The sequence below is a fragment of the Prosthecobacter sp. genome, from assembly GCF_046154365.1.
In the GTDB taxonomy this organism is placed as follows: Bacteria; Verrucomicrobiota; Verrucomicrobiia; order Verrucomicrobiales; family Verrucomicrobiaceae; genus Prosthecobacter.
On record NZ_JBJXFV010000189.1, the window covers coordinates 20,558 to 40,531 of the forward strand.

At 60.1% G+C, this 19,974-nt stretch carries 19 protein-coding genes and 1 pseudogene; 13 read left to right on the forward strand and 7 right to left on the reverse strand.

Features of this window, described 5'->3' with window-relative positions; all coding sequences use genetic code 11:
- Positions 1-83: 83 nt before the first annotated feature.
- The 3 genes from ACKVY0_RS24660 to ACKVY0_RS24670 are packed head-to-tail and all read left to right on the forward strand — an operon-like array spanning position 84 to position 3,678.
- Positions 84-1,439, forward strand: coding sequence for a hypothetical protein (locus ACKVY0_RS24660; protein WP_409217523.1), 1,356 nt, complete (start codon positions 84-86; stop codon positions 1,437-1,439).
- Positions 1,436-3,004 carry a sensor histidine kinase gene (locus ACKVY0_RS24665; RefSeq protein ID WP_409217524.1) on the forward strand — a complete coding sequence of 523 codons (1,569 nt, stop codon included), beginning with the start codon at positions 1,436-1,438 and terminating at the stop codon, positions 3,002-3,004. Before ACKVY0_RS24660 ends, ACKVY0_RS24665 begins: the two co-directional genes overlap by 4 nt.
- On the forward strand, positions 3,001-3,678 hold the full coding sequence (locus ACKVY0_RS24670; RefSeq protein WP_409217525.1) for a response regulator transcription factor: 678 nt from the start codon (positions 3,001-3,003) through the stop codon (positions 3,676-3,678). The genes ACKVY0_RS24665 and ACKVY0_RS24670 overlap by 4 nt, the downstream gene beginning before the upstream one ends.
- On the opposite strand, the gene ACKVY0_RS24675 is transcribed toward ACKVY0_RS24670, so the two are convergent.
- On the reverse strand, positions 3,669-4,919 hold the full coding sequence (locus tag ACKVY0_RS24675; protein WP_409217526.1) for an exo-beta-N-acetylmuramidase NamZ domain-containing protein: 1,251 nt from the start codon (positions 4,917-4,919) through the stop codon (positions 3,669-3,671). The genes ACKVY0_RS24670 and ACKVY0_RS24675 overlap by 10 nt on opposite strands.
- A gap of 392 nt (positions 4,920-5,311) precedes the next feature.
- Here ACKVY0_RS24675 and ACKVY0_RS24680 point away from each other — a divergent pair, with 392 nt between their 5' ends.
- Both ACKVY0_RS24680 and ACKVY0_RS24685 read left to right on the forward strand, forming a co-directional pair.
- Positions 5,312-5,872 (forward strand): Panacea domain-containing protein, encoded by a 561-nt coding sequence (locus tag ACKVY0_RS24680; protein WP_409217527.1) that lies wholly within the window; start codon positions 5,312-5,314, stop codon positions 5,870-5,872.
- Positions 5,869-6,234, forward strand: a complete 366-nt coding sequence (locus ACKVY0_RS24685; protein ID WP_409217528.1) for a hypothetical protein — start codon at positions 5,869-5,871, stop codon at positions 6,232-6,234. Before ACKVY0_RS24680 ends, ACKVY0_RS24685 begins: the two co-directional genes overlap by 4 nt.
- Positions 6,235-6,324: 90 nt before the next feature.
- Here the strand turns inward: ACKVY0_RS24685 and ACKVY0_RS24690 are convergent, their stop codons facing one another.
- On the reverse strand, positions 6,325-6,510 hold the full coding sequence (locus ACKVY0_RS24690) for a hypothetical protein (RefSeq protein ID WP_409217529.1): 186 nt from the start codon (positions 6,508-6,510) through the stop codon (positions 6,325-6,327).
- 12 nt (positions 6,511-6,522) lie between these two features.
- Here ACKVY0_RS24690 and cutA point away from each other — a divergent pair, with 12 nt between their 5' ends.
- Positions 6,523-6,840, forward strand: a complete 318-nt coding sequence (cutA, locus tag ACKVY0_RS24695; RefSeq protein ID WP_409217530.1) for a divalent-cation tolerance protein CutA — start codon at positions 6,523-6,525, stop codon at positions 6,838-6,840.
- A gap of 56 nt (positions 6,841-6,896) precedes the next feature.
- On the opposite strand, the gene ACKVY0_RS24700 is transcribed toward cutA, so the two are convergent.
- Together ACKVY0_RS24700 and ACKVY0_RS24705 are read right to left on the reverse strand one after the other, a co-directional pair.
- Entirely contained in the window at positions 6,897-7,334 is a 438-nt protein-coding gene (locus ACKVY0_RS24700) for a DUF3806 domain-containing protein (RefSeq protein ID WP_409217531.1), read from the reverse strand.
- Positions 7,335-7,405: 71 nt separating this feature from the next.
- On the reverse strand, positions 7,406-8,728 hold the full coding sequence (locus ACKVY0_RS24705) for a glutamate--tRNA ligase (RefSeq protein ID WP_409217532.1): 1,323 nt from the start codon (positions 8,726-8,728) through the stop codon (positions 7,406-7,408).
- A 105-nt stretch (positions 8,729-8,833) separates the two neighbouring features.
- On the opposite strand from ACKVY0_RS24705, the gene ACKVY0_RS24710 reads away from it, so the two are divergent.
- The 6 genes from ACKVY0_RS24710 (at position 8,834) to ACKVY0_RS24735 (ending at position 17,226) form a co-directional block, all read left to right on the forward strand.
- Complete coding sequence (locus ACKVY0_RS24710; RefSeq protein ID WP_409217533.1) at positions 8,834-10,297, forward strand: hypothetical protein; 1,464 nt, start codon at positions 8,834-8,836, stop codon at positions 10,295-10,297.
- Positions 10,298-10,299: 2 nt separating this feature from the next.
- The gene (gene galU, locus ACKVY0_RS24715; protein WP_409217534.1) at positions 10,300-11,172 is read left to right on the forward strand and encodes a UTP--glucose-1-phosphate uridylyltransferase GalU; all 873 of its coding nucleotides are present in this window, start codon (positions 10,300-10,302) and stop codon (positions 11,170-11,172) included.
- A gap of 316 nt (positions 11,173-11,488) precedes the next feature.
- Positions 11,489-14,017, forward strand: a complete 2,529-nt coding sequence (locus ACKVY0_RS24720) for a PSD1 and planctomycete cytochrome C domain-containing protein (RefSeq protein ID WP_409217535.1) — start codon at positions 11,489-11,491, stop codon at positions 14,015-14,017.
- Positions 14,018-14,023: 6 nt separating this feature from the next.
- The gene (locus ACKVY0_RS24725) at positions 14,024-15,331 is read left to right on the forward strand and encodes a DUF1501 domain-containing protein (protein WP_409217536.1); all 1,308 of its coding nucleotides are present in this window, start codon (positions 14,024-14,026) and stop codon (positions 15,329-15,331) included.
- A 42-nt stretch (positions 15,332-15,373) separates the two neighbouring features.
- A complete protein-coding gene (gene sppA / locus ACKVY0_RS24730) occupies positions 15,374-16,402 on the forward strand; it encodes a signal peptide peptidase SppA (protein WP_409217537.1) in 1,029 nt (342 codons plus the stop codon).
- Between the two features lie 11 nt (positions 16,403-16,413).
- Positions 16,414-17,226 (forward strand): lysostaphin resistance A-like protein, encoded by an 813-nt coding sequence (locus ACKVY0_RS24735; RefSeq protein WP_409217538.1) that lies wholly within the window; start codon positions 16,414-16,416, stop codon positions 17,224-17,226.
- 169 nt (positions 17,227-17,395) lie between these two features.
- Here ACKVY0_RS24735 and ACKVY0_RS24740 read toward each other — a convergent pair.
- From ACKVY0_RS24740 to fabG, 3 genes and pseudogenes are all read right to left on the reverse strand, one after another.
- Positions 17,396-17,722: pseudogene (locus tag ACKVY0_RS24740) on the reverse strand (type II toxin-antitoxin system PemK/MazF family toxin).
- 2 nt (positions 17,723-17,724) lie between these two features.
- Entirely contained in the window at positions 17,725-17,934 is a 210-nt protein-coding gene (locus ACKVY0_RS24745) for a hypothetical protein (RefSeq protein ID WP_409217539.1), read from the reverse strand.
- Positions 17,935-18,126: 192 nt separating this feature from the next.
- Positions 18,127-18,873, reverse strand: coding sequence for a 3-oxoacyl-[acyl-carrier-protein] reductase (gene fabG / locus ACKVY0_RS24750; RefSeq protein WP_409217589.1), 747 nt, complete (start codon positions 18,871-18,873; stop codon positions 18,127-18,129).
- Positions 18,874-18,955: 82 nt separating this feature from the next.
- Here fabG and ACKVY0_RS24755 point away from each other — a divergent pair, with 82 nt between their 5' ends.
- Positions 18,956-19,930 (forward strand): endonuclease/exonuclease/phosphatase family protein, encoded by a 975-nt coding sequence (locus ACKVY0_RS24755; protein ID WP_409217540.1) that lies wholly within the window; start codon positions 18,956-18,958, stop codon positions 19,928-19,930.
- Positions 19,931-19,974 lie beyond the last annotated feature (44 nt).

Here is a 19,974-nt window from a genome sequence, read left to right on the forward strand (position 1 = left end):
CCGGCATGGTTTTGACAGAACTTTTACACAGGCATCATGCTGCGTTGACGCAAGGCTCGGCCTGTGTGGCAGTCTCGTGGTGCATGAAATCACACGCCCTACTCTTTCTCGCCCTCGTCACCGTACTGGCCGCCCAGGACAAGCCGAAGGATCCGTTTGTTAAGGACAAGAAGGCTGCGACAGCGGCCCCTGCGGCGGCCGCCGAGCCCGAACCGGACGTGCCTGAAGCACCGAAAAACGTCCTTTGTTTCATCGAAACCTTCACGCTGTCGCACACGGACTACGCGGCGCTGCTGGATGCGCCCGAGGGCCAGGACAAGCTTTACAGTCATGTGCAGGCAGCGGTGAAAACCGGCACCGCCAAGCTGGATGGCTGTCATTTGATGACGAACAAGAGCGGCACACGCAGCACCTTGGAAAGCGTGGATGAGTTGATTTATCCCACGGAGTGGACTCCCGCAGACCGCACAGGATCTCAATATCCAACGGCCTTTGAGATGCGCCAATTGGGGGATAAATTTGAGTTTGAGCCCACTTTGGATGATGAAAACGGCACTCTGAACATTACGCATGAGTTTTCTCGGGATCGATTGCTCGGCATTCGGCTGTTCAAGGCGGATGCCACGTTGGCAGGGGTTCCAGTGGTGGATGTGTTTGCGCGGAGGGGGCCGTCCTCATGCCGCATGATTCCCGGTTTCCCCACGCTCATTTCCACGCTGAATGATGTGCAGCCAGGAATCATCACGCTCGTGTTCGCCACCGCACAGGTCATCACTCTCAAGGCGCCCAAAGAGCCTGCTGCAAAGAGCAAAAGCAACTTGATGCTGACCGCGCGGGTGATCTCAATTGACCGCATGAAAGGATGGGAGCTGCTCAAAAAGCATGCCATGGAGGGCGGGGCCTGTCTGGCGGAATTGAAACCCATGCTGGCGGCCAAGGAGGCGACGCTGGAACATCTGGCGACGATCAACACTCAATCAGGAGTGCGCGCCACGCATGAGTCGGGTCTCCTTTACACCTATGGTACCGAATACGCTCCTCCAACGGAGGGCGTGCCAGCGCAGCCCAGTGATGATCCGAAGAAGCCGGGAACTCCGGCCCGGCCTGCGGGGCTGGCGGGGACCACTGCTTTTGAGCAACGGTCCACGGGGTTTCGCCTGGAAGTGGAGCCGACTCGCAGTGCGGACAATGCCTTTTCCGATCTGACTCTGGCTCCTGAATTTGTCCGCATGACGGGCAACTTGAAGGACAAGAACTGGAATGAGCACTATCCTGAGGTGCCGTTGTTTTCGAACCAGAAGATCACCACGGGGTACACGCAGGTCATTGGCACCACGACCTTGATCGGCACGATGAATCCACCGGGAGACACCGGGGCGAATGAGCACAAGGATGAAGGCCGCATGTGGCTGCTGTTTATGGATGTGAATCAGGAATGAGTGCTGCCGACGAACGCCAACCGATCTCGGGCGCGAGCCTCATGCTGGGCATGATGCTCGTGCTGGCGTGTTGCATCGCGGTGGGCGGCGTCAGCGTGGCACGGCGAGAGACGGAAACACGGCGTGAGCGGGACCGGCAGGCGCTGCATGCCCTGGACAGCGCCATGCAGGTGGAAGCGCGGAAGCTGGAGGCATTGTACGATGGCCATCTCAAGAACACCGGCGGGCTGCTGGCGCAGTCCATGCGTGACAGTGAGGCGGCACGGCGCACCGCGCAGAATGTCGAGGGCATTCAACGGGTGTCCTGGTTGTTTTGGAAGAGCGCCAGCCCGGAGACGCATCTGAGCATCGGCTTTCCTGCCGATCCGCCACAGCCAGAACCAACGATTGAAAAGGAGCACAGCGGCCTGCCGCGTCCACGCGTGATGCTGAATGCCAAAAGAATCTTCGCCGACGTCGGCGGGCAAAGCTCCGGATGGATCGATGAACCGGGCAAACCACTGATGTTTTATGTGCAAATACTCGCCACGGCGGTGGTGTTGACGATTGATCGCGCAGCGGTGGAGACTGCGATGAGCGGGCATTTTCAAATCTGGCTGGAGCAAGAATTTCACCCGGTGGCACAACTGGGCGGACCGGATGCCGTGCAGGACGCCCACGGCAAGATGCTGTGCTCGGTCGGTAAACTGTCCGCTCTGCGACCTGACATGCTGGGGCCGGTCATTTCGCGTTTTGGCGTCTGGCAGATCGTCTCCTGGGATGAACGAGAAATGCGCGCGACGTATCATCTGCCGACGCTGGTTGGTTCGCTGGCGCTGGCGGTGTTGGTGGCGGGTTGTGGCATCGGTTTGAGCGCGCAGCAGCGGCGTGCGGCCTTGCTGGCGCGGCAGCGGGTGTCGTTTGTGAACCGGGTGTCGCATGAATTGCGTACACCGATGACTAACATCCTGCTCAATCTTGATGTGATCGAAGAATCGGTGCCGGAGGCAGCGACGAGCCGGTTTAGCCTCGTACGCGAAGAAGCGGGACGTTTGAGTCGCTTGATCGAAAACGTGCTGACGTTTTCGCGACAGGAGGAAGGTCGGCTCACGCTGCAAAACGCCGCCTGCATGCCGGTGGCGATCGTGGACGGCATCGTGCCGCAGTTTGAGCCGGCACTGGAGCGTCGCGGCATCACATTGACTCGCATCCACGCAGGTTTGAAAACTGAGGTGATGCTCGATGCGGATGCTCTGGCACAGATCACGGCGAACTTGCTCTCGAACGTGGAGAAATATGCGCCGAATGCGTCGGTCAGCGTGCACACGCAGCAGACGGGGGATGTTTTCATTCTCAGCGTGGCTGATGAAGGTCCTGGTATTGCTGCGGACGATGCTGAGCGCATTTTTGAACCATTCACTCGTCTCGATGATCGTGTGCAGGCCGGGGTGAGTGGCGCAGGGCTGGGGCTGAGCATTGCGCGTGATCTGGCGCAGCGCATGGGTGGCACCTTGTGCCTCATGAAGACTGAAAAAGGTGCTGCGTTTGAACTTCGGCTGACGTTGAATCAACCTCTTGTCCCATGACCATTCTTCTTGCCGATGACGATCCCGTGACGCTCGAAAGCTTGGCGGCGTGTTTGCAGCCGGAGGGCTTTCGCACGTTGCTGGCGCGTGATGGCGCGGAGGCGCTGGTGCTTTGGCAGAAACATCGTCCTGATCTGCTCTGTCTCGACATCATGATGCCCGGTGTGGATGGCTATGAGGTCTGCCGCCGCGTGCGTGCGGAGGATGCGACCGTGCCCGTGCTGTTCATTTCGGCCAAGAGCGAGGAGATAGACGTGGTGGTCGGTTTGCGGCTCGGCGCGGATGATTTTGTGCGCAAGCCGTTCGGGAAACATGAACTAATCGCACGCATCGGTGCGGCGTTGCGCCGCTCGCAGGCGGTGAAATCATCCGCGAGTGGCTTTCAACTGGGACCGCTGCGTGTGTTACCCGCGGAACTGCGGGCACAGCGAGATGCGGAGAGCATGGATCTCACACCGCGTGAGGTTTCGATCCTCAAGCTGTTGCATGAGCGTGCAGGACAAGTGCTGAGCCGCGATGTGCTGCTGGATGTATGCTGGGGGCTCGAATACATGCCGGAAAGTCGCACGCTGGACCAGCACATCGCCAAACTGCGCAAGAAGATCGAACGTGAGAGCGAGGAGATCATCGAGACGGTGCGAGGTGTCGGCTACTGCTGGCGTGGTCAGGGATAAAGCAGGAAACGCTGGCGCTGCGAGCGGAAGCTCTGGTTATAACCCTGCCAGCGGGCGACGATGCTGGTGGCGGGGACGCCGCGACGAAGGTCGCTGTGGAGCGATTCGCTGCCATAGACTTTGTTGAACAGGTTCAGCTTCGATCCGCTCATGCGACCGACGACTTTGCCGCCGCTGAGGCGGTTGATCTCGGCCAGCAGGAGGACATCGAGCGCGGTGATGTCGGCAGTGGAGCGTGGGTGAATGTTGAGACGGACACCGCCGAAGCCGTTCTTTGAATAAGGGGCGAAACTGACGCCTGGGGTGTTGAGGCGCTGGCAGTAGGCGAGGAGGGCGTGCGGATTGACGCCGCTGCCACCGGCGTAGCCGAAGGGGTTCTCGGTGCCGATACCGATGTCCACGGAGGTGGCACCACCAAGGATGCCAGTGGCGACGTAGTAGAAGGGGGAGGTGGCGTGCGGGATGTTGGGCGAGGTGCGATACCAGCGCAGGCCGGTGTCTTGCCAGACCATGCCACGGCTCCAGCCCTGCATTTTGACGACATCGAGACGCGGCACACGCGACACCCAGCCGCGCGCGGCGGCCATCATGGCGAGTTCCCCTGCGGTCATGCCGTGGACATAAGGAACGGGAATCTGGCCGACGAAGGATTTCCATTTGGCTTCGAGCGGCGGGCCTTCAACTCGCCAGCCACCGAGTGGATTGGGACGATCAAGCACGACGAACTGCTTGCCGTTTTCGGCAGCGGCCTCCATGGCGACGATCATGGTGCTGATGTAGGTGTAGCTGCGGCAGCCGATGTCTTGCAGGTCGAACACGAGCACGTCGATGGGGGCGAGCATCGCGGGTGTGGGTTTGCGCGTCGGGCCGTAGAGCGAATAGACCGTGAGGCCGGTCACGCTGTCGCGTCGAGTGCTAACGTGGATGCCAGCGCCGATGGTGCCGTCGATGCCGTGCTCCGGGGCGTAAAGTGCGGTGAGATTGGGGCCCAGGGCACGCTGAAACGCAGTGCGCGTGCGTTCGCCACGACCGGTGATGCTGGTGTGGTTGGTGATGAGGCCGACACGCTTGCCACGCAGCAGATCAAAGCCGCGTGAGGCCAAAACATCGACGCCGAGCATGAATGGACCGGCTTGCGCAGCCTGCGGTTGATATGCCTGCGGAGCAGGCATCTGGCAGGAGGCGAGAATGAGCGCTGTGAGAGCCGATACGATGCGAAGAAAGCCGCGAGTGAACATCATGGCGTTTCTTTAGCGGAGAATGCCATCAGCGGCAACGTCACGGTTCTGCGAGAAGAGAAAATGAGATGTATCTCTACGACGTGCCGGAGATCGTGGCGCTCAAACCGGAACAGGTGGCGGAGGGGTATGCGCGGTGGGTCGGGGAGAGTTGTCCTGTTTTGAATACACCACGACAGCCGAGCACATGATCCTTGCCAGTCCGTCAAACGGCGGCAACTAATTCGCCAGCTTTGGAATGGGACTACCCGTTCGGCGGAAGGTCACTGGGACTACCCGGTGGCCTTGCGTTTTTTTCTCGGGGAAGCACTTGAGGCCGTGGCGTTTAGCAGCCTCGTGAACTGCGGATGAATGCCGCGCTTTACCTCGCACCGGCTTTGCCATAGACTGCCCGCATGAGTTTCCGATTCGACATCACCAAAGCCACCGAAGTGGCCTGCGACCTCCTCCGCCGCGAAGGTGGTGTGATGAACATCATGAAGCTGATCAAGCTGGTCTATGCCCTGGACCGGCTGTCGATTCAGCGGCGCGGCATTCCGGTGGTGGGCGGCACTTATTTCTCGCTGCCGAATGGACCGATCACCAGTGAGCTGCTGGATCTCATCAACTCCGGCACCCTGTGGGGTGAGGACGAATGCCGCTGGGAGGAGTTCATCAGTGACCGGCAGAACCATGAGATCGGTCTGCAAGAAGCCAAGATCGGCACCGAGCATCTGGCGCCGAGTGAGATCAGGCTGATCGGCGAAATCTACGCAGAGCATGGCGGCAAAGACCAGTGGCAGCTTCGTGACTGGTCCCATGAGCGCTGCGAAGAATGGACCCCGATGGTGAGAGGGCGTGACCGCATCCCGCTGGCAAAGATGGCACGCGCGGTGGGACTCAATGACGCGCAGATTCAGCAGATCGAGCAGGATGCCGAGGAACTGAACTTTGTGGAAGCCGCGCTGCATGCATGATCACGCTGGGCACCACGCTCCGCTGCAATCTGCCGCCCCGTCACCTGTGGGTGGTGCTCTCTGATCCCCAGCAGACCGGTGATGCCATCCTGCTCGTGAGCCTGACCACTTTTCGGGACGACGGCATTGATGATGTCTGCATTCTCGATGCTCCTGATTTTCCTGGCTATCTGACGCATGCCACGACGGCGGCCTACTCACGGGCGAAGGCTGGCAGTGCTGCGGCACTGGCTGAATCCGTTGCCAACGGCAGCTTCACGATTGTTTCGTCGATTCCGCAGACAACACTCACCAAAATCATCGACGGCGCGCGGAAGTCCGATGAGTTGTCTGCCAGCAACAAAAAGCTGCTGCCACACTGACACTGGCTTAACCAAAGCGTATCACCTCCGCCAGCGCCCGCTGAATGCGCGAGATCGTCTTCCCACGCCCGATCAAATGCGCAATCGTCGTCACACCCGGTTCACGTAGCTCACCTTGCCTTCGGTATCGAGCAGGATGACGCCCTCCTGCAACGCCTCGAACACCTTCTCCTGAAATTTCTTCTCCCGCAGCAGCTCCAGCACGATGCCCTGAACTTCGCCCGGTTCCAGGCGGTCCATGCGTTTGATAAGCTTGTCGATGAAGGCAGATCTCATACACTGGCGGTCATGAACGACATCCTGATCGTCCTTTGCACCTTCCCGGACCTCGGGAAAGCCCGCGAGACTGGCACGGCGCTGGTGGAATCGCAACTCGCCGCCTGCGTGAATCTCATCCCCGCCGTCGAATCCATCTACCGCTGGGAAGGCAAGGTCGAAACCGCCGCCGAAGTCCTCGCCATCTTCAAAACCACGCCCGCCGCCTGGCCCCGCTTCGAATCACGCCTCCGCGAACTGCATCCCTACAACGTGCCGGAAATCGTCGCTCTGAAACCGGAGCAGGTGGCGGAGAACTATGCGCGGTGGGTGGGGATGAGTGTTTCGTAACGTTGAAGTTAAGCCTAAAACGAGGTTTGCCGTGGGCTATCGGTTCCAACGACTGGTTAGGCACCATGACATGACACGATTGTGTTTAGTTCACTTGCAAGATGAATGATGTCGATGGGTTCTCCACGCTCGACGCGTTTCCACAGCATGGTTAGCACTGCAATCGAGAGGCCCGATTGCCGGAAACGCAGCGCAGCATTTGTACCGTATTGATCGGACTCTAGGCACCACTCAAGACCAGGAATGTAATTCATCAGGGCATCACCGAACGCGACACCTACCGCGACCCACGCCCCGTAGTTGGCGTGTTGCATTGCTCCCACCTCGCAAAGACGCTGTAGCGTTTCAAAATCGTCCGCAGTCTGTGTGAGAACGTGGCCGGGCTGGAAGCGACCTACGAGACTTGAGGCAAAGGAGCGAAGGTCTGATAGCTCAGATCTTGCCTCGTCATTGATCGGACTGAACTTAGAGTTGTCAGTGTCTTTTATTGCCATTAGGGGCGGCGAGTTTGGTTGACGCCTAACTCATTGATGAGAAGCAATTCTGTCGAGTGCGTCAACAGGGTTTATGCGCCTAGCACCTCCGCTGTCGCCCGCTGAATGCGCGAGATCGTCTTCTCCTGCCCGATCAAATGCGCAATCGTCGTCACCCCAGGGCCGCGTGACTGACCGCTGAGCGCAAAGCGCAGCAGCGGCATCATGGCGCCGGGTTTCACGCTCAGAGCCTTCGCTGCGGCTTCGACGGCGTCATGCACGCCCTGCTCGGTCCATTCGGCGGCTTGGGTGAGGTGATCGCTGGCGGCCCTGAGCAGGCCGGGGTTTTCGGGTTTGGCCTTCAGTTTGGTCACGACATCGGCCTCGAAGAGATAATCCTCGCGGAAGAAGTAATGCACCCACTCGGGCAGTTCGGTGAGCAGGCTCACCTTTTCGCGCACGCTGTGAACGGCGGCGGCGGCCATGGCTTCATCGGTCCAGGCGAGGCCTTTGGCGATCAGAAACGGCCTGGCGTGCTGCAGCAGGTCTGCGGGACTCAGTTCGCGCAGATATTGGGCGTTGAACCACTGGGCTTTCTTGAGATCGAACTTCGCGTTGCTGCTGTGGATGGCGTCGGCGTCGAACAGCGCGGTGAGTTCGGCGCGGGAGAGTTTTTCGCTTTCGGCCTTTGGTGTCCAGCCGAGCATGCAGAGGTAGTTGAACACGGCGTCGGGCAGGAATCCGGCGTTCATGTAGCTGTGCTCGATGGCGCTGCCTTCATCGCGCTTGCTCATCTTGGTGCCGTCGGGGTTCAAGATCAGCGGGATGTGCGCGTAGGTCGGCGCGGTGGCACCGAAGGCGTTGAAGAGGTCAATGTGCTTCCAGGTGTTCGAGAGATGGTCCTCGCCGCGAATGACGTGCGAGATGCACATCTCGATGTCATCGACGACATTGACGAAATGGAAGATGTAGCTGCCGTCCGGGCGGCGGATCGTCATGTCCGGCTCCTCGGTGGGCGCGAAGGTCACATCCCCGCAGACCAGATCATGCACGGTGATGGCCGTGCGGCTGAATTTGAAGCGCATCGCGCCGTCGTGCTCCGCATAGACGCGTCCGGCGTCCTCCAGCTTCTTGAAATAGGCGTCGTAGAGGTCCTTGCGCTGACTTTGGAAGTAGGGGCCGCAGTCACCGCCGACATCGGGGCCTTCATCCCAGTCCAGTCCGAGCCAGCGCATGCCTTTGAGGATGCCAGCCGCCGCTTCCGCCGTGTTGCGGGCACCATCGGTGTCTTCCACGCGCAGCACGAAGGTGCCGCCGTGCTTGCGGGCCATGAGCCAGTTGAACAAGGCCGTGCGTGCGCCGCCGACATGAAGATCACCAGTGGGAGAAGGAGCAAAGCGGACGCGGATGGACATGATGGCTTGGGATTGGGTAAACGGGAGGCGATCATAGCCGGGATTCCTCATTTCAAATTTGAAATCTCAAATTTCAAATTGCCCGCCACTGGTTATGCTCGACCCATGAAGATCTCCCGCATCCTGCTTTCCCTGATCGGCCTTGCCCTATTGCTCGCCGTGGCCGCTCCGCTGGGCGGCGCTTGGTGGTTGCGCCGCTATGTGAACAAAGAGCGCCTCGTCCTCGAAACGGAGAAAAACATCAATGCGCGTGTGCAGCTCGACGACGTCACGCTCTCACTGTTCGCCTGGCCGCCGAGTCTGCGACTTTCAGGCATCAAAATCGGTCCGCGTGACCAGTATGCCGGCACTCCCATCGCCGCACGCCCACCGCTCAAGCATGCCCCGGTGCAAATCGAGATGGCTTATGTCGAACTGGTGCCCGAGGGCCTGTGGCACCGACACTTTTTTCCACGCGTGCTGCGCCTCATCGGCCTCGATGTGAACGAGTCCATCGGCCCACAGGGCAGCTCCCTGCAGGCGTTGTTTCAGCCACCAGCGGAAAAGCTTGCGCAGATGCAGCAGGAAGAAGTGCCGCGTGCGATTCCGCTTCAAACCGCGCCGCCCGTGGCGGTTGATCCTAATGTGCCCGGTGCGCCGCCGCCTTCTGTCGCTGCGCCGCTGCTGGATGTGCCGGAGGAGCCCAAGCACGCCAGGGCCGAACGCCTCGCCCTCCAGGAGATCAGCATCGAGCAGGCGCACTTCCGCATCACGAATCAGGACGCGGAGTCGAAGTTTGACGCCGACATCAGCGACTTCAGCCTCGCTCTCACGGAGATCGACATCGACCCTGCTGATCTCATGGCGCACAACCGCCTGCACGTTCGTCTGGCCGCCAAGATCGTGGTGGATGGCATGGCCAAGGTCGGCGGACAAATGCGACAGGTGCAGTTTGCCAACATGACCCTGCATGGCGAGGGCGATGTAAATCCCGTCGATCCCGCCACGATGGCGTGGTCGCCTGCGGCCGATTTGAACCTCGTGATCGACCGCGGCTCCGCCATCGGCGGCAATGTGACGATCGGCGAGGCGGCAGGGAGCAATCTCGACAAGCTCATGAAGTACGGCATCGACATCAGCACCATCCGCATCGGCGGCACGCTCGCGCAGGATGTCGCCGCCGCCGTGCATTACCGCGATCAAGCCATCCGCTTCCGCAGCGACACGCAGTTCGCGCTGCCGGACTACGAGTACACCATCAAGCGTGATTCCTGGATGGATTTTGCCAAGGACCAGCAGGGACTGCTCACCCGTCTTTCTTGCGGCGAGGCGCTGAAGCAAAGCGTCGTCAACGGCATCTCCAGTCGCGGACTTGGACAGACCGTGTCGAAGCTCATCGTGGAAGGTCTCTCAGACAACCGTGGTCGCTTGTCCTTTGATCTCACCGTCACTGGTTCGCTGTCGCATCCCGAGGTCAAGCCGGACCTCCAGATCAAACTGGAAAGCCTTCTCGGTGGCGACATTGAGGACAAGGCCAAGGGGCTGATCAACACTTTCAAAGGCCTCAAAGGGTTGTTCAAAAAAGACTGATCATGTTCAACCGAGTCCGCAAAGCCGTCATCCCCGCCGCTGGCTACGGCACCCGCTTCCTGCCCATCGCCAAGGCCGTGCCGAAGGAGATGCTGCCACTGGTGGACAAGCCAGTGATTCAATATGTCGTCGAAGAAGCCGTCGCTTCCGGCATCGAGGACATTCTCATCATCATCTCGCGCTCCAAGCGCTCGATTGAGGAGCACTTCCATCCCGCGTTTGATCTCGAAGCCGAACTCGCCGCCAAAGGGCGTGAAGCCGATCTCGCCGAACTGCGCCGCATGCAGACGATGGCGCGCATTCATTTCATCTGGCAGCCGAAGATGGGCGGTCTCGGCGATGCGATCCTCTACGCGCAGGATCACGTCGGCGATGAACCCTTCGCCGTGCTGCTCGGCGACACCGTCGTCACCAGCAACACTGACAAGCCTGTCACACGTCAGCTTGCCGATGTCGTCGAGCAGCACGGCGGCTCCGCCGTCGCTTTGCAGCAAGTGCCGCGCGAAAAAGTCAGCCGCTACGGCATCCTCGGCGGCGATGAGATCGCCCCCGGCCTCATTCGTGCCACCACCTTTGTCGAAAAGCCGAAACCTGAAGACGCACCGTCGAATCTCGCCGTCAGCGCCCGCTATGTGCTCTCACCGCGCATCTTCGATCACCTCAAAAAGACACCCCCGGGCAAAGGCGGCGAGCTTCAGCTCACGGATGCGATGGCCAGCCTGATGCGCGAAGAAACGCTGCACGGCCTGCGTTACGACGGCGCACGGCACGACATCGGCAACAAGCTCGATTTCATCAAAGCGAACATCCACTTCGGCCTCCAGCGCGATGACATCGCCCCAGCGCTGCGCGAGTATTTGAAGACGCTGGTGTGAGTGGAGGTTCACCCCTCACCCAACCTCTCCCCGAAGGTGGCCGAGCAGCTGCTCACGCACTCGACGGGGAGAGGAGAATCGTTTGGCGTGCCTATTCGCTTCCGAGGCGCTCAAACCCGTATCTCCCTCTCCCCGCCCCTGATTCGATAGCAGAATGACGATCTTCGGGGCTGCGAAGCCGCGAAGCGAAAGGGTTGGGGTGAGGGGCGAGTGACGATGCCGCCAAACGAGCAGCACAACCGACGTACATTAATCCTCATTTATCTGTGGCCCATGGCAAAACTTCACAGATGAGTTTGGTTCAAGGAATCACACCATGAGACTTATTTTCCTACTCGCAGCCACCAGCGCAGGTGCGATCACGCCTGAGCACAGTGCGTTCTTTGAAGCGAAGATTCGGCCCGTGCTGGCAGAGAAATGCTACTCCTGCCATTCAGCGCAGGCGGAGAAGCTCAAAGGTGAACTGTTGCTCGACACGCGTGCTGGAACGCTCAAAGGCGGCGAGAACGGCCCAGCCATCGTTCCAGGCGACGTGAATAAGAGCCTGCTCATCACCGCGCTGCGCTGGCATGACGCCGACACCGGCATGCCGCCGCAAAACAAAGGCGGCAAGCTGCCAGACAGCGTGATCGCCGACTTCGAGCAGTGGGTGAAGCTGGGCGCGCCTGATCCACGTGAAGGAGCTGCGAGTGTGGTCAAAGCTTATGATCCCGTGTCAGCGAAATCGTGGTGGGCGTATCAACCGCTGACCAAACCGGCGGTGCCGCAGCCGAAAGACGCAGGCTGGGCCAAGACCGACATCGACCGCTTCATTTTGGCGAAGCTGGAGGAGAAAAAGCTCAAGCCTGTCGCTGATGCGAATGCCGCCACACTGACACGCAGGCTTTATCTCGATCTCACGGGACTGCCACCGCCTGCGGAGCAAAGTGCTCAGTTCTCAGTGCTCAGTTCGCAGATTCAGAATCTGAGCACTAAGCACTCGGCACTGAGCACTGACTCTTCCGTTGACTCGCTACTCGCCACCCGCCAGTTCGCCGAACGCTGGGCGCGGCATTGGCTGGATGTGGCACGGTTTGCGGAGACGACGGGCCGCGATGTGAACATGACGATGCCCGAGGCCTGGCGTTACCGTGATTACGTCATCGAGGCGTTCCAAGCCGACAAACCCTTCGATCAATTCATCCGCGAACAGATTGCCGGTGATCTGCTGCCAGATCGCGGTGATGCGGATCGGGCGAAACTATTGATCGCGACGGGATTTCTCGCGGTGGGGCCGAAAGCACTCAATGGGACTGATCCAAGGCAGTTCGCCGTCGATTTGGCCGATGAACAGATCGATGCGGTGTCGCAGGCATTCATGGGCATGACGATTGCATGCGCCCGTTGTCATGATCACAAGTTTGATCCGATCTCGCAGCGCGACTACACCGCGCTGGCGGGCATCTTCTTGAGCACGGACACCCGCTTCGGCACACCCGGCGGCGTGCAGGGGCGCAATGCAGCGAGTTTGATCGAGGTGCCGGTTTCCGCTGGATTGAAGACGCTGGACCGCCGCATGGACCCGGCCTTGTGGGCACGGAAGAAGGTGGAATACGATGGTCTGGTGGCACGACGCGATGCAGCGCTGGCATCGCGTGCTCCAGGAGCATCGCAAACTGGCGGAGCGCAGATGACCGGATTCGACATCGTGCGCACCATCACGCGAGCAAAGCAGGTGGAGATGGACATCATCGCCTTCAATCCCGACGGCAGCCTCAAGCCGCGTGTCATGGGTGTGCTCGACAAGCCAGCGATAGCACCGGCTGCACGTCGCGGGCGCATGAATTCGAGCACCGGTGGCCCAAACAGTCGTGGACGACGCGGCAGCGGCTTTGAAGCGATTGCGGACAGTCCGTTGTTCGTGCGCGGCAGCATCGACAAGGAGAGCGATGCGGTGCCGCGTGGTCTGCCGGAGTTCATCGCGCATGGGGCGAAGCTGGAGATCGCGCAAGGCACGAGCGGACGTCTTGAACTGGCGAACTGGATCGCCTCACCGCAGAACACGCTGACAGCACGCGTGACTGTGAACCGCGTGTGGCACTGGTTGTTTGGCCGTGGGCTGGTGGAAAGCGTGGACAACTTCGGTGCGAGCGGCGCACTGCCTTCGCATCCTGAACTGCTCGACTATTTGGCGCAGCAGTTCATCGCCGACGGCTGGAGTTTGAAAAAATTGATCAAGCGTATCGTGACGAGCCGCGTGTATCAGCTCGACACACGATACGATGAGGCCAACAACACCGCCGATCCCGACAACACGCTGCTCTGGCGTATGAACACACGGCGTCTCGATGCCGAAACGATCCGCGATGCGATGTTGGCGGCGAGTGGAGCACTCGATCTGACGCCGCAGGCCGGTTCCATCGTTGCCAAGGCCGGTGACGGGCCGATTGGCGGCGAACGCTTTCAAATTTTGAACGAGGAGATGATCTCACAGGCGAATGGCCGCTTTCGCAGCCTGTATCTGCCGGTGGCGCGCAATGTGCAGCCGGAAACACTGGCCGTGTTTGATTTCACTGATCCGAGCGTCGTCCTCGGTGCCCGAGAAACCACCATCGTGCCGCCGCAAGCGCTCTACTTGATGAACAGCGACTTCGTGAGCACTCAGGCAGCGATCATGGCGAAACGGGTGATGGCTGAGAACGGCTTCGAGGAGCGCTTCAACCTCGCGTGCAGGCTGGCGTATGGCCGAGAGCCGCTGGCGGATGAGTTGCAAGCGGCGAAGAAGCTTGATCACAACGACCTTGCCTCGTGGACGAGCATTTGCCGCGCGTTGTTCGCCAGCGCTGACTTTCTATTCATCAACTGAACCACCATGAACCGTCGGCACTTCCTGCAACACACTTCGCTTGGCTTTGGTTGGCTCGGTTTGTCCGCGCTGGCGGCCAATACGGCACCGAAATCGCCGAAGCGGGTGATTTTTCTCTGCATGCGCGGTGCGCCATCGCATGTGGACACGTTTGATTACAAGCCGAAGCTGATCGCGGACACGGGGAAGCCGGGAACGCGGGCGGGGACGCAGTTGCTTGGCTCGCGCTGGAAGTTTGCGCAGCATGGGCGCAGCGGGCAGTGGATGTCGGAGCTGTTTCCCGAACTGGCGCATTGTGCGGATGATCTCTGCTTCCTGCATGGCATGCAGACGGAGCTGCCGGCACATCCGCAGGCGTATATGAAGCTGCACACGGGCAGTTCGCAGTTTGTGCGGCCTTCTCTGGGGGCATGGACGCATTACGGCCTCGGTTCGATGAATGAGAATCTGCCGGGCTTCATCACGATCACGCCGCCGAGCGGCTTTGGCGGTGCGCAGAATTATGGCAGCGCGTTTCTGCCGGCGCAGCATCAAGGCACGCGCATCGGTGCGGAGAAACGGCCCATCGCGAATGCGGAGGTGGCGAACTTGAAGCCGAAGCTTGGCGCGGTGGCGCAGCGGGCGGAGCTGGATCTCGTGCAGGCGTTGAACCAGGCGAAACTTGGCCGCGAGCAGCATGATCCGCAGGTGGAGGGGTTGATCGAGTCCTTCGAACTGGCCTACAAGATGCAGGGCGAGATGCCGGTGGTGATGGATTTGACCAAGGAGACCGAGGCAACGAAGCAGCTCTATGGCATCGGCGACGCGGTGACGGATGACTTTGGCCGCAAGTGCCTGCTGGCACGGCGCATGGTGGAGGCCGGAGTGCGTTTCGTGGAGATCAATCACGGTGACTGGGATCATCACTTCAATCTCGGCACGGCATTGCCCGCGAACTGTGCGGCGGTGGACAAGCCGCTGCGGGCGTTGATCACGGATTTGAAGTCACGCGGCCTGTTGAACGACACGCTGGTCATCTGGGGCGGTGAGTTTGGCCGCACGCCGCATGCGGAAGGCCAGGATGGCCGCGATCATAATGTGAAGGCGTTTACCATGTGGATGGCGGGTGGTGGCGTGAAGGCGGGCATGAGCCATGGCAGTAGCGATGACTACGGCTACGAGGCGGTGGACGGCAAGGTTTCGATCCACGACTGGCATGCGACGATTCTGCATCTGCTCGGTCTCGATCACGACAAGCTGACCTTCCGGCATGCGGGCCGAGACTTCAGACTCACTGATATTCATGGCAGCGTGGTGCAGGAAATTTTGGCCTGAAGGCTTGGCAAGGGACGTGGTGGCGCGTAGTTTCGGGCCATCATGAACAAAAAATATGGATGTTTGATTGCGCTGCTGCTGCTGGCTTTGCTGGTGAGCGTTGGCCTGAATTTTGGCCAGTTTCTAGGCAAGCTGGATTTGGATGTGGGTATGGATGCCGGGATTGCGACCGCGCATCCAAAGCGGCACTTGCGCGAGACAGTCGTCGAAACGGCAAAGAAGCCGACGCAGGATAAAATCGTTCACATCGACCTCGAAGGGATCATTTCTTCCATGGAAATGGGCGGTTTGTTTGCCGAGGCGATGCCGAGCGTGGATTCGATCAAACGGGCGCTGGAGCAGGCGGTGGCGGACAAGAAGGTGAAGGCCATCGTTTTGCGCATCAACTCCCCCGGCGGCGAGGTGACGGCCTCGGACATCATTTATAACGCGGTGAAGAAAGCGGCGAAGGAGAAGCCGGTGGTGGTTTACATGGATTCGATGGCGGCCTCAGGCGGCTACTACGTCGCTTGCGGGGCGACGAAGATCGTGGCGAGTGAGACGACGCTGACGGCGAGCATCGGCGTGATCATCGAGACGATGAATTACAGCGAGTTGTTTGGCAAAGTGGGCCTGAGCATGACCACCTTCACTAGCGGGGCCTTCAAGGACTCGCTGAGCGGCGCACGACCGATGCGTGATGATGAAAAGGCGTATGTGCAGAACCTGGTGACGCAGATGTATGACCGCTTCCTCGGCATCGTGTCTGAGTCGCGTGGCGTGCCGAAGGATCAGCTCAAAACCGTGGCGGATGGCCGCGTGGTGACGGGGCGTGAGGCACTGGATGCGAAACTGGTCGATCAAATCGGCTACGTGGAGGATGCGTATGCGCTGGCGCGTGTGCTTGGCAAGGCTGCGGATGCTGGTGTGGTGAAGTATCGCCATGAAGTGAGCTTGTTTGATGCGCTGGGCATGGCTTCGGCCAAAGCGGCACAGCAACCGGCGAAGGTGCAGTTTGATCTCAGCAGCGGTCTGCTGCCGAAACTGCAGCCGGGCGTGCCTTACTTTCTGCCGCCGAGCTACGCCCGTTGAATATGCTGGATGTGGCCACAGTCGGGGTTTTGCGTGACCTCTCGGTGTTTGTCAGCATCGCCACAATGTTGGCGCTGGTCGGCTATCGCATGATGAGGCATTGGCGGCCCGAGGTGTCGTGGAATCACGAGGGGCAGGTGCTGTCGCGCCCGTATGCCGCGCCGGATTTGCTGCTGCTGGCGGGACTGGGTTTGTTCTACATCGTGACGATGGCAGCGCAGAGCAGCGGAGACGGTGGTACGGCAAAAGAAAGCGGTCTGGTAGTGAGCATGGCGTTCAATCTCATCGTGTGTGCGGGTCTGCTGCTCTATCTGCACCGGCTGCGTGGTCTGAATCCGGCGGAGCTGTTCGGCCTGCAGCACCTGCACTGGCGTTCGCTGGCGCTGGCCGTGTTGATGTTCACGGTGATCACGTTGATCACGGTGAACCTTGTCTCCGCCGCTACGGTGAAATGGCTGAAGGACATCTGGCCGGATCTCGAACCCCAGGAGACCGTGACGGCGTTTCGCGAATCCAGCGGAGTCGGCTTCAAGATTCTCGTGATCATCGCCGCTGTGGTGATCGCCCCACTGGCGGAGGAAGTCTTGTTCCGTGGCTTTGTGTATGGCGTGCTGAAACGTTACACCGATGCGCCGTTCGCAGCGCTGGCTTCATCGCTCATGTTTGCGATCATTCACAACCACGTTGGGAGCTTGCTGCCGCTGTGGATGCTCGCGTTGCTGTTCTGCCTCGCCTATGAGATCACCGGGTGCCTGTTGGTGCCGATGATTTTGCATGCCATCTTCAATGCCGTGAGCATTCTGGGCATGCTGTTTCTGGAATAGCGTTCGGAGTCCGGCTGAAGCCGGGACGCCGCCAGCAAAGTGGCCGTCATCGCTCCGCGTGACGTGCGGAGGGCGCTGTGCAGGTGAAAAGCATTCGAGTGATGCGGACCGCTGAGTGCTGGCGGTGCGCCATGCTCATCACGCGGAGCGATGATGGCTACTTTCTTGCTCATTCAATTTTCATCACTGTGGCGAGCGCATCACTGATTTGCTCCATCTCGTCGGCACTGGCCACGCCCAGCTTGGGAATGAAACGCTCTTTGGCGGCGGCTTTGATCTGGTCCACCACGGCTACCGATGGACGCCCACTGCTGCTGATGGCGATGAGCAGCGGGAATTATGTGACCGCATGCGCGCTGGAGAGTGGCACGACTATGACGGTGCGTCGGAGGCGGATGAACGGCTGAGTTGAGATGATGATTGCCGGACGGGTCTTCTTGATCTCCGAGCCGATGGTCGGGTCAAAGTTGACGAGCCAAATCTCACCACGGTCCATGGTTATTGATCGTCAAAGCGCTCCCACTCGGTCATCTCCTGCTCCAACGCTGCCAGCTTGTTGACGCGGCGGCAGACGGCAGCCAGAGACTGCTCAGACGGCCCCAGCTTCTTGCGCAGGAAGTCGCTGACCACCGCCGAGCGCTCGCCGACTGGCACTGCCTGGCGGAAGCGGCGGCTCAAGTCGTCTGGAATGGCGAAGGTCATTTTCATGGGCGGTGTTTAGCACAACCGTCCTGCTGTTTCAAGGGGGGGGGCGATGCTGCGTCAGCAAAGTGGCCGTCATCGCTCCGCGTGACGTGCGGAGGGCGCTGTGCAGGTGAAAAGCGTTCGAGTGATGCGGACCGCTGAGTGCTGGCGGTGCGCCATGCTCATCACGCGGAGCGATGATGGCTACTTTCTTGCTCACATCACCATGCCGCCATCGACGGCGAGCACCTGACCCGTCACGTAGCGTGCAGCAGGGCTGGCAAGGTAGAGGGCGGCGGCGGCGATGTCTTCGGCGGCACCGAGGTCGCCGAGCGGGATCTTCTTCAAGATCTCTTCCTTCACTTGATCGTTGAGCACGTGCGTCATGTCGGTGGCGATGAAGCCGGGGCAGATGCAGTTGGCGGTGACACCGCGACCGGCGAACTCACGGGCGAGCGATTTGGTGAAGCCGATGAGGCCGGCCTTGCTGGCGGCGTAGTTGGCCTGGCCGGCGTTGCCGATGAGGCCGATGACGGAGCTGATGTTGATGATGCGTGCGCCTTTTTGCTTGAGCATGCTGCGTTGCACGGCTTTGACCATGTTGAAGGCTCCTTTGAGGTTGGTATCGAGCACGATGTCCCAGTCTTCCTCGCTCATGCGCAGGAGCAGGCCGTCCTTGGTGACACCGGCGTTGTTTACGAGGATGTCCACATGATCGAAGTCGGCGAGGATTTGCTTTCCGACCTCGGCGCAGGCGGGGCCATCGGCCACATCGAGTGCGTAGGCCTTGGCGGCACCGGGATGGGCGGCGTTGATGGCATCCGCAGCGCTTTGGGCGTTGGCCTGCGTGCGGCTGACGACGGCGACTTTCGCGCCCTCGGCGGCGAAGGCTTCGGCGATGGCTTTGCCGATGCCGCGTCCGGCTCCGGTGACGACTGCGATCTTGTCTTGGAGTTTTCCCATGCGGCATTTAGGCAGGAGGGCAGGGCGGTGCAAGAAGAAGGTGCGCGATGTGGAGTTCGCGTTCATGATCGCGCCATTGCCGATGAGTGACGACGCGCCACCTGCCGAAAAAACATCTTTCCTCAAATCAACGATCTCGCTGGGCGGATTCTGCGAGGTCATCGCATTCCTGTCGCTCACGGGCACCTGGTTGGGCAGTCTGGGCCGCTATGGCTGGGTGTTTGATCTGCTGTCGCACTTTCGGCTGCAATACATCGTCGTGTGTGCCGTGGTGCTGCTGTATGCGCTGTGTTGTCGTCGGACTTTGCTAGTGCTGGTGGCGGTGGTTTCGTTGCTATGGAATGCGCAGATCGTTTATGGCACACATCAAACCGCTGAAGTGGCGAGAAGTGCGACACCGAGGCCCCTGCGGGTGATGACTTTCAATGTCATGACGGACAACGAGAATCATGTCGCTGCCATCGAGCATGTGTTGAAAGCGGATGCGGACATCGTTTGCTTGCTGGAGGTGGATGAGACATGGCGCATGAGCCTAGAGCCACTGCGGGTGAAGTATCCTCATCGGGTCGAGGAGATGAACGACGGCAATTTTGGTCTCGCTTGCTACACGCGGCTGCCACTGAAAAGCAGCGAGGTGCGCCGGTTCACGATCTGGCGGCTGCCCAGCATCGTACTCAATCTCGATCACCTCGGCGTTCCGCTGACCTTCATCGGCGCACATGCCATCCCGCCGATGGGCGGATTGAGCGCACACGAGTGGCGGGAAGAGCTTTCCCAGATCGGTGCCATCGTCGCTGGCATCCATGGTGAAGTCATTGTGGCAGGAGATTTCAATGCCACGCCTTGGTGTGATGGTATGCGACTGCTGTGTGAGCAGAGCGGCCTGCAATTCCGCTCCGTCGATCCGGTGTGGCCGCCGACATGGGGCTTGAAGCTGCCGATGATGATTCCCATCGACCATGTGCTGGTCAAAGGTGGCCTGAGCGTGCAGAAGCGGGTGATTGGGCCTGAGATGGGGTCGGATCACCGTTCGGTGACGGTGGAGATCGTACGGTAGCCATGCCTGTAGCCACGCTCGCCAGAGTGTGGGTGGCGGGTGTT

What these genes read in the sequence shown, in the direction of transcription:
- ACKVY0_RS24720 (WP_409217535.1), top strand. Translation starts at nt 11,489, where the DNA reads ATGAGACTTATTTTCCTACTCGCAGCCACCAGCGCAGGTGCGATCACG.
- fabG (WP_409217589.1), bottom strand. Translation starts at nt 18,873, where the DNA reads ATGGGAAAACTCCAAGACAAGATCGCAGTCGTCACCGGAGCCGGACGC.
- ACKVY0_RS24755 (WP_409217540.1), top strand. Translation starts at nt 18,956, where the DNA reads ATGAGTGACGACGCGCCACCTGCCGAAAAAACATCTTTCCTCAAATCA.
- sppA (WP_409217537.1), top strand. Translation starts at nt 15,374, where the DNA reads ATGAACAAAAAATATGGATGTTTGATTGCGCTGCTGCTGCTGGCTTTG.
- ACKVY0_RS24705 (WP_409217532.1), bottom strand. Translation starts at nt 8,728, where the DNA reads ATGTCCATCCGCGTCCGCTTTGCTCCTTCTCCCACTGGTGATCTTCAT.
- ACKVY0_RS24725 (WP_409217536.1), top strand. Translation starts at nt 14,024, where the DNA reads ATGAACCGTCGGCACTTCCTGCAACACACTTCGCTTGGCTTTGGTTGG.
- ACKVY0_RS24745 (WP_409217539.1), bottom strand. Translation starts at nt 17,934, where the DNA reads ATGAAAATGACCTTCGCCATTCCAGACGACTTGAGCCGCCGCTTCCGC.
- galU (WP_409217534.1), top strand. Translation starts at nt 10,300, where the DNA reads ATGTTCAACCGAGTCCGCAAAGCCGTCATCCCCGCCGCTGGCTACGGC.
- ACKVY0_RS24690 (WP_409217529.1), bottom strand. Translation starts at nt 6,510, where the DNA reads ATGAGATCTGCCTTCATCGACAAGCTTATCAAACGCATGGACCGCCTG.
- ACKVY0_RS24670 (WP_409217525.1), top strand. Translation starts at nt 3,001, where the DNA reads ATGACCATTCTTCTTGCCGATGACGATCCCGTGACGCTCGAAAGCTTG.
- ACKVY0_RS24700 (WP_409217531.1), bottom strand. Translation starts at nt 7,334, where the DNA reads ATGGCAATAAAAGACACTGACAACTCTAAGTTCAGTCCGATCAATGAC.
- cutA (WP_409217530.1), top strand. Translation starts at nt 6,523, where the DNA reads ATGAACGACATCCTGATCGTCCTTTGCACCTTCCCGGACCTCGGGAAA.
- ACKVY0_RS24710 (WP_409217533.1), top strand. Translation starts at nt 8,834, where the DNA reads ATGAAGATCTCCCGCATCCTGCTTTCCCTGATCGGCCTTGCCCTATTG.
- ACKVY0_RS24660 (WP_409217523.1), top strand. Translation starts at nt 84, where the DNA reads ATGAAATCACACGCCCTACTCTTTCTCGCCCTCGTCACCGTACTGGCC.
- ACKVY0_RS24665 (WP_409217524.1), top strand. Translation starts at nt 1,436, where the DNA reads ATGAGTGCTGCCGACGAACGCCAACCGATCTCGGGCGCGAGCCTCATG.
- ACKVY0_RS24685 (WP_409217528.1), top strand. Translation starts at nt 5,869, where the DNA reads ATGATCACGCTGGGCACCACGCTCCGCTGCAATCTGCCGCCCCGTCAC.
- ACKVY0_RS24675 (WP_409217526.1), bottom strand. Translation starts at nt 4,919, where the DNA reads ATGATGTTCACTCGCGGCTTTCTTCGCATCGTATCGGCTCTCACAGCG.
- ACKVY0_RS24680 (WP_409217527.1), top strand. Translation starts at nt 5,312, where the DNA reads ATGAGTTTCCGATTCGACATCACCAAAGCCACCGAAGTGGCCTGCGAC.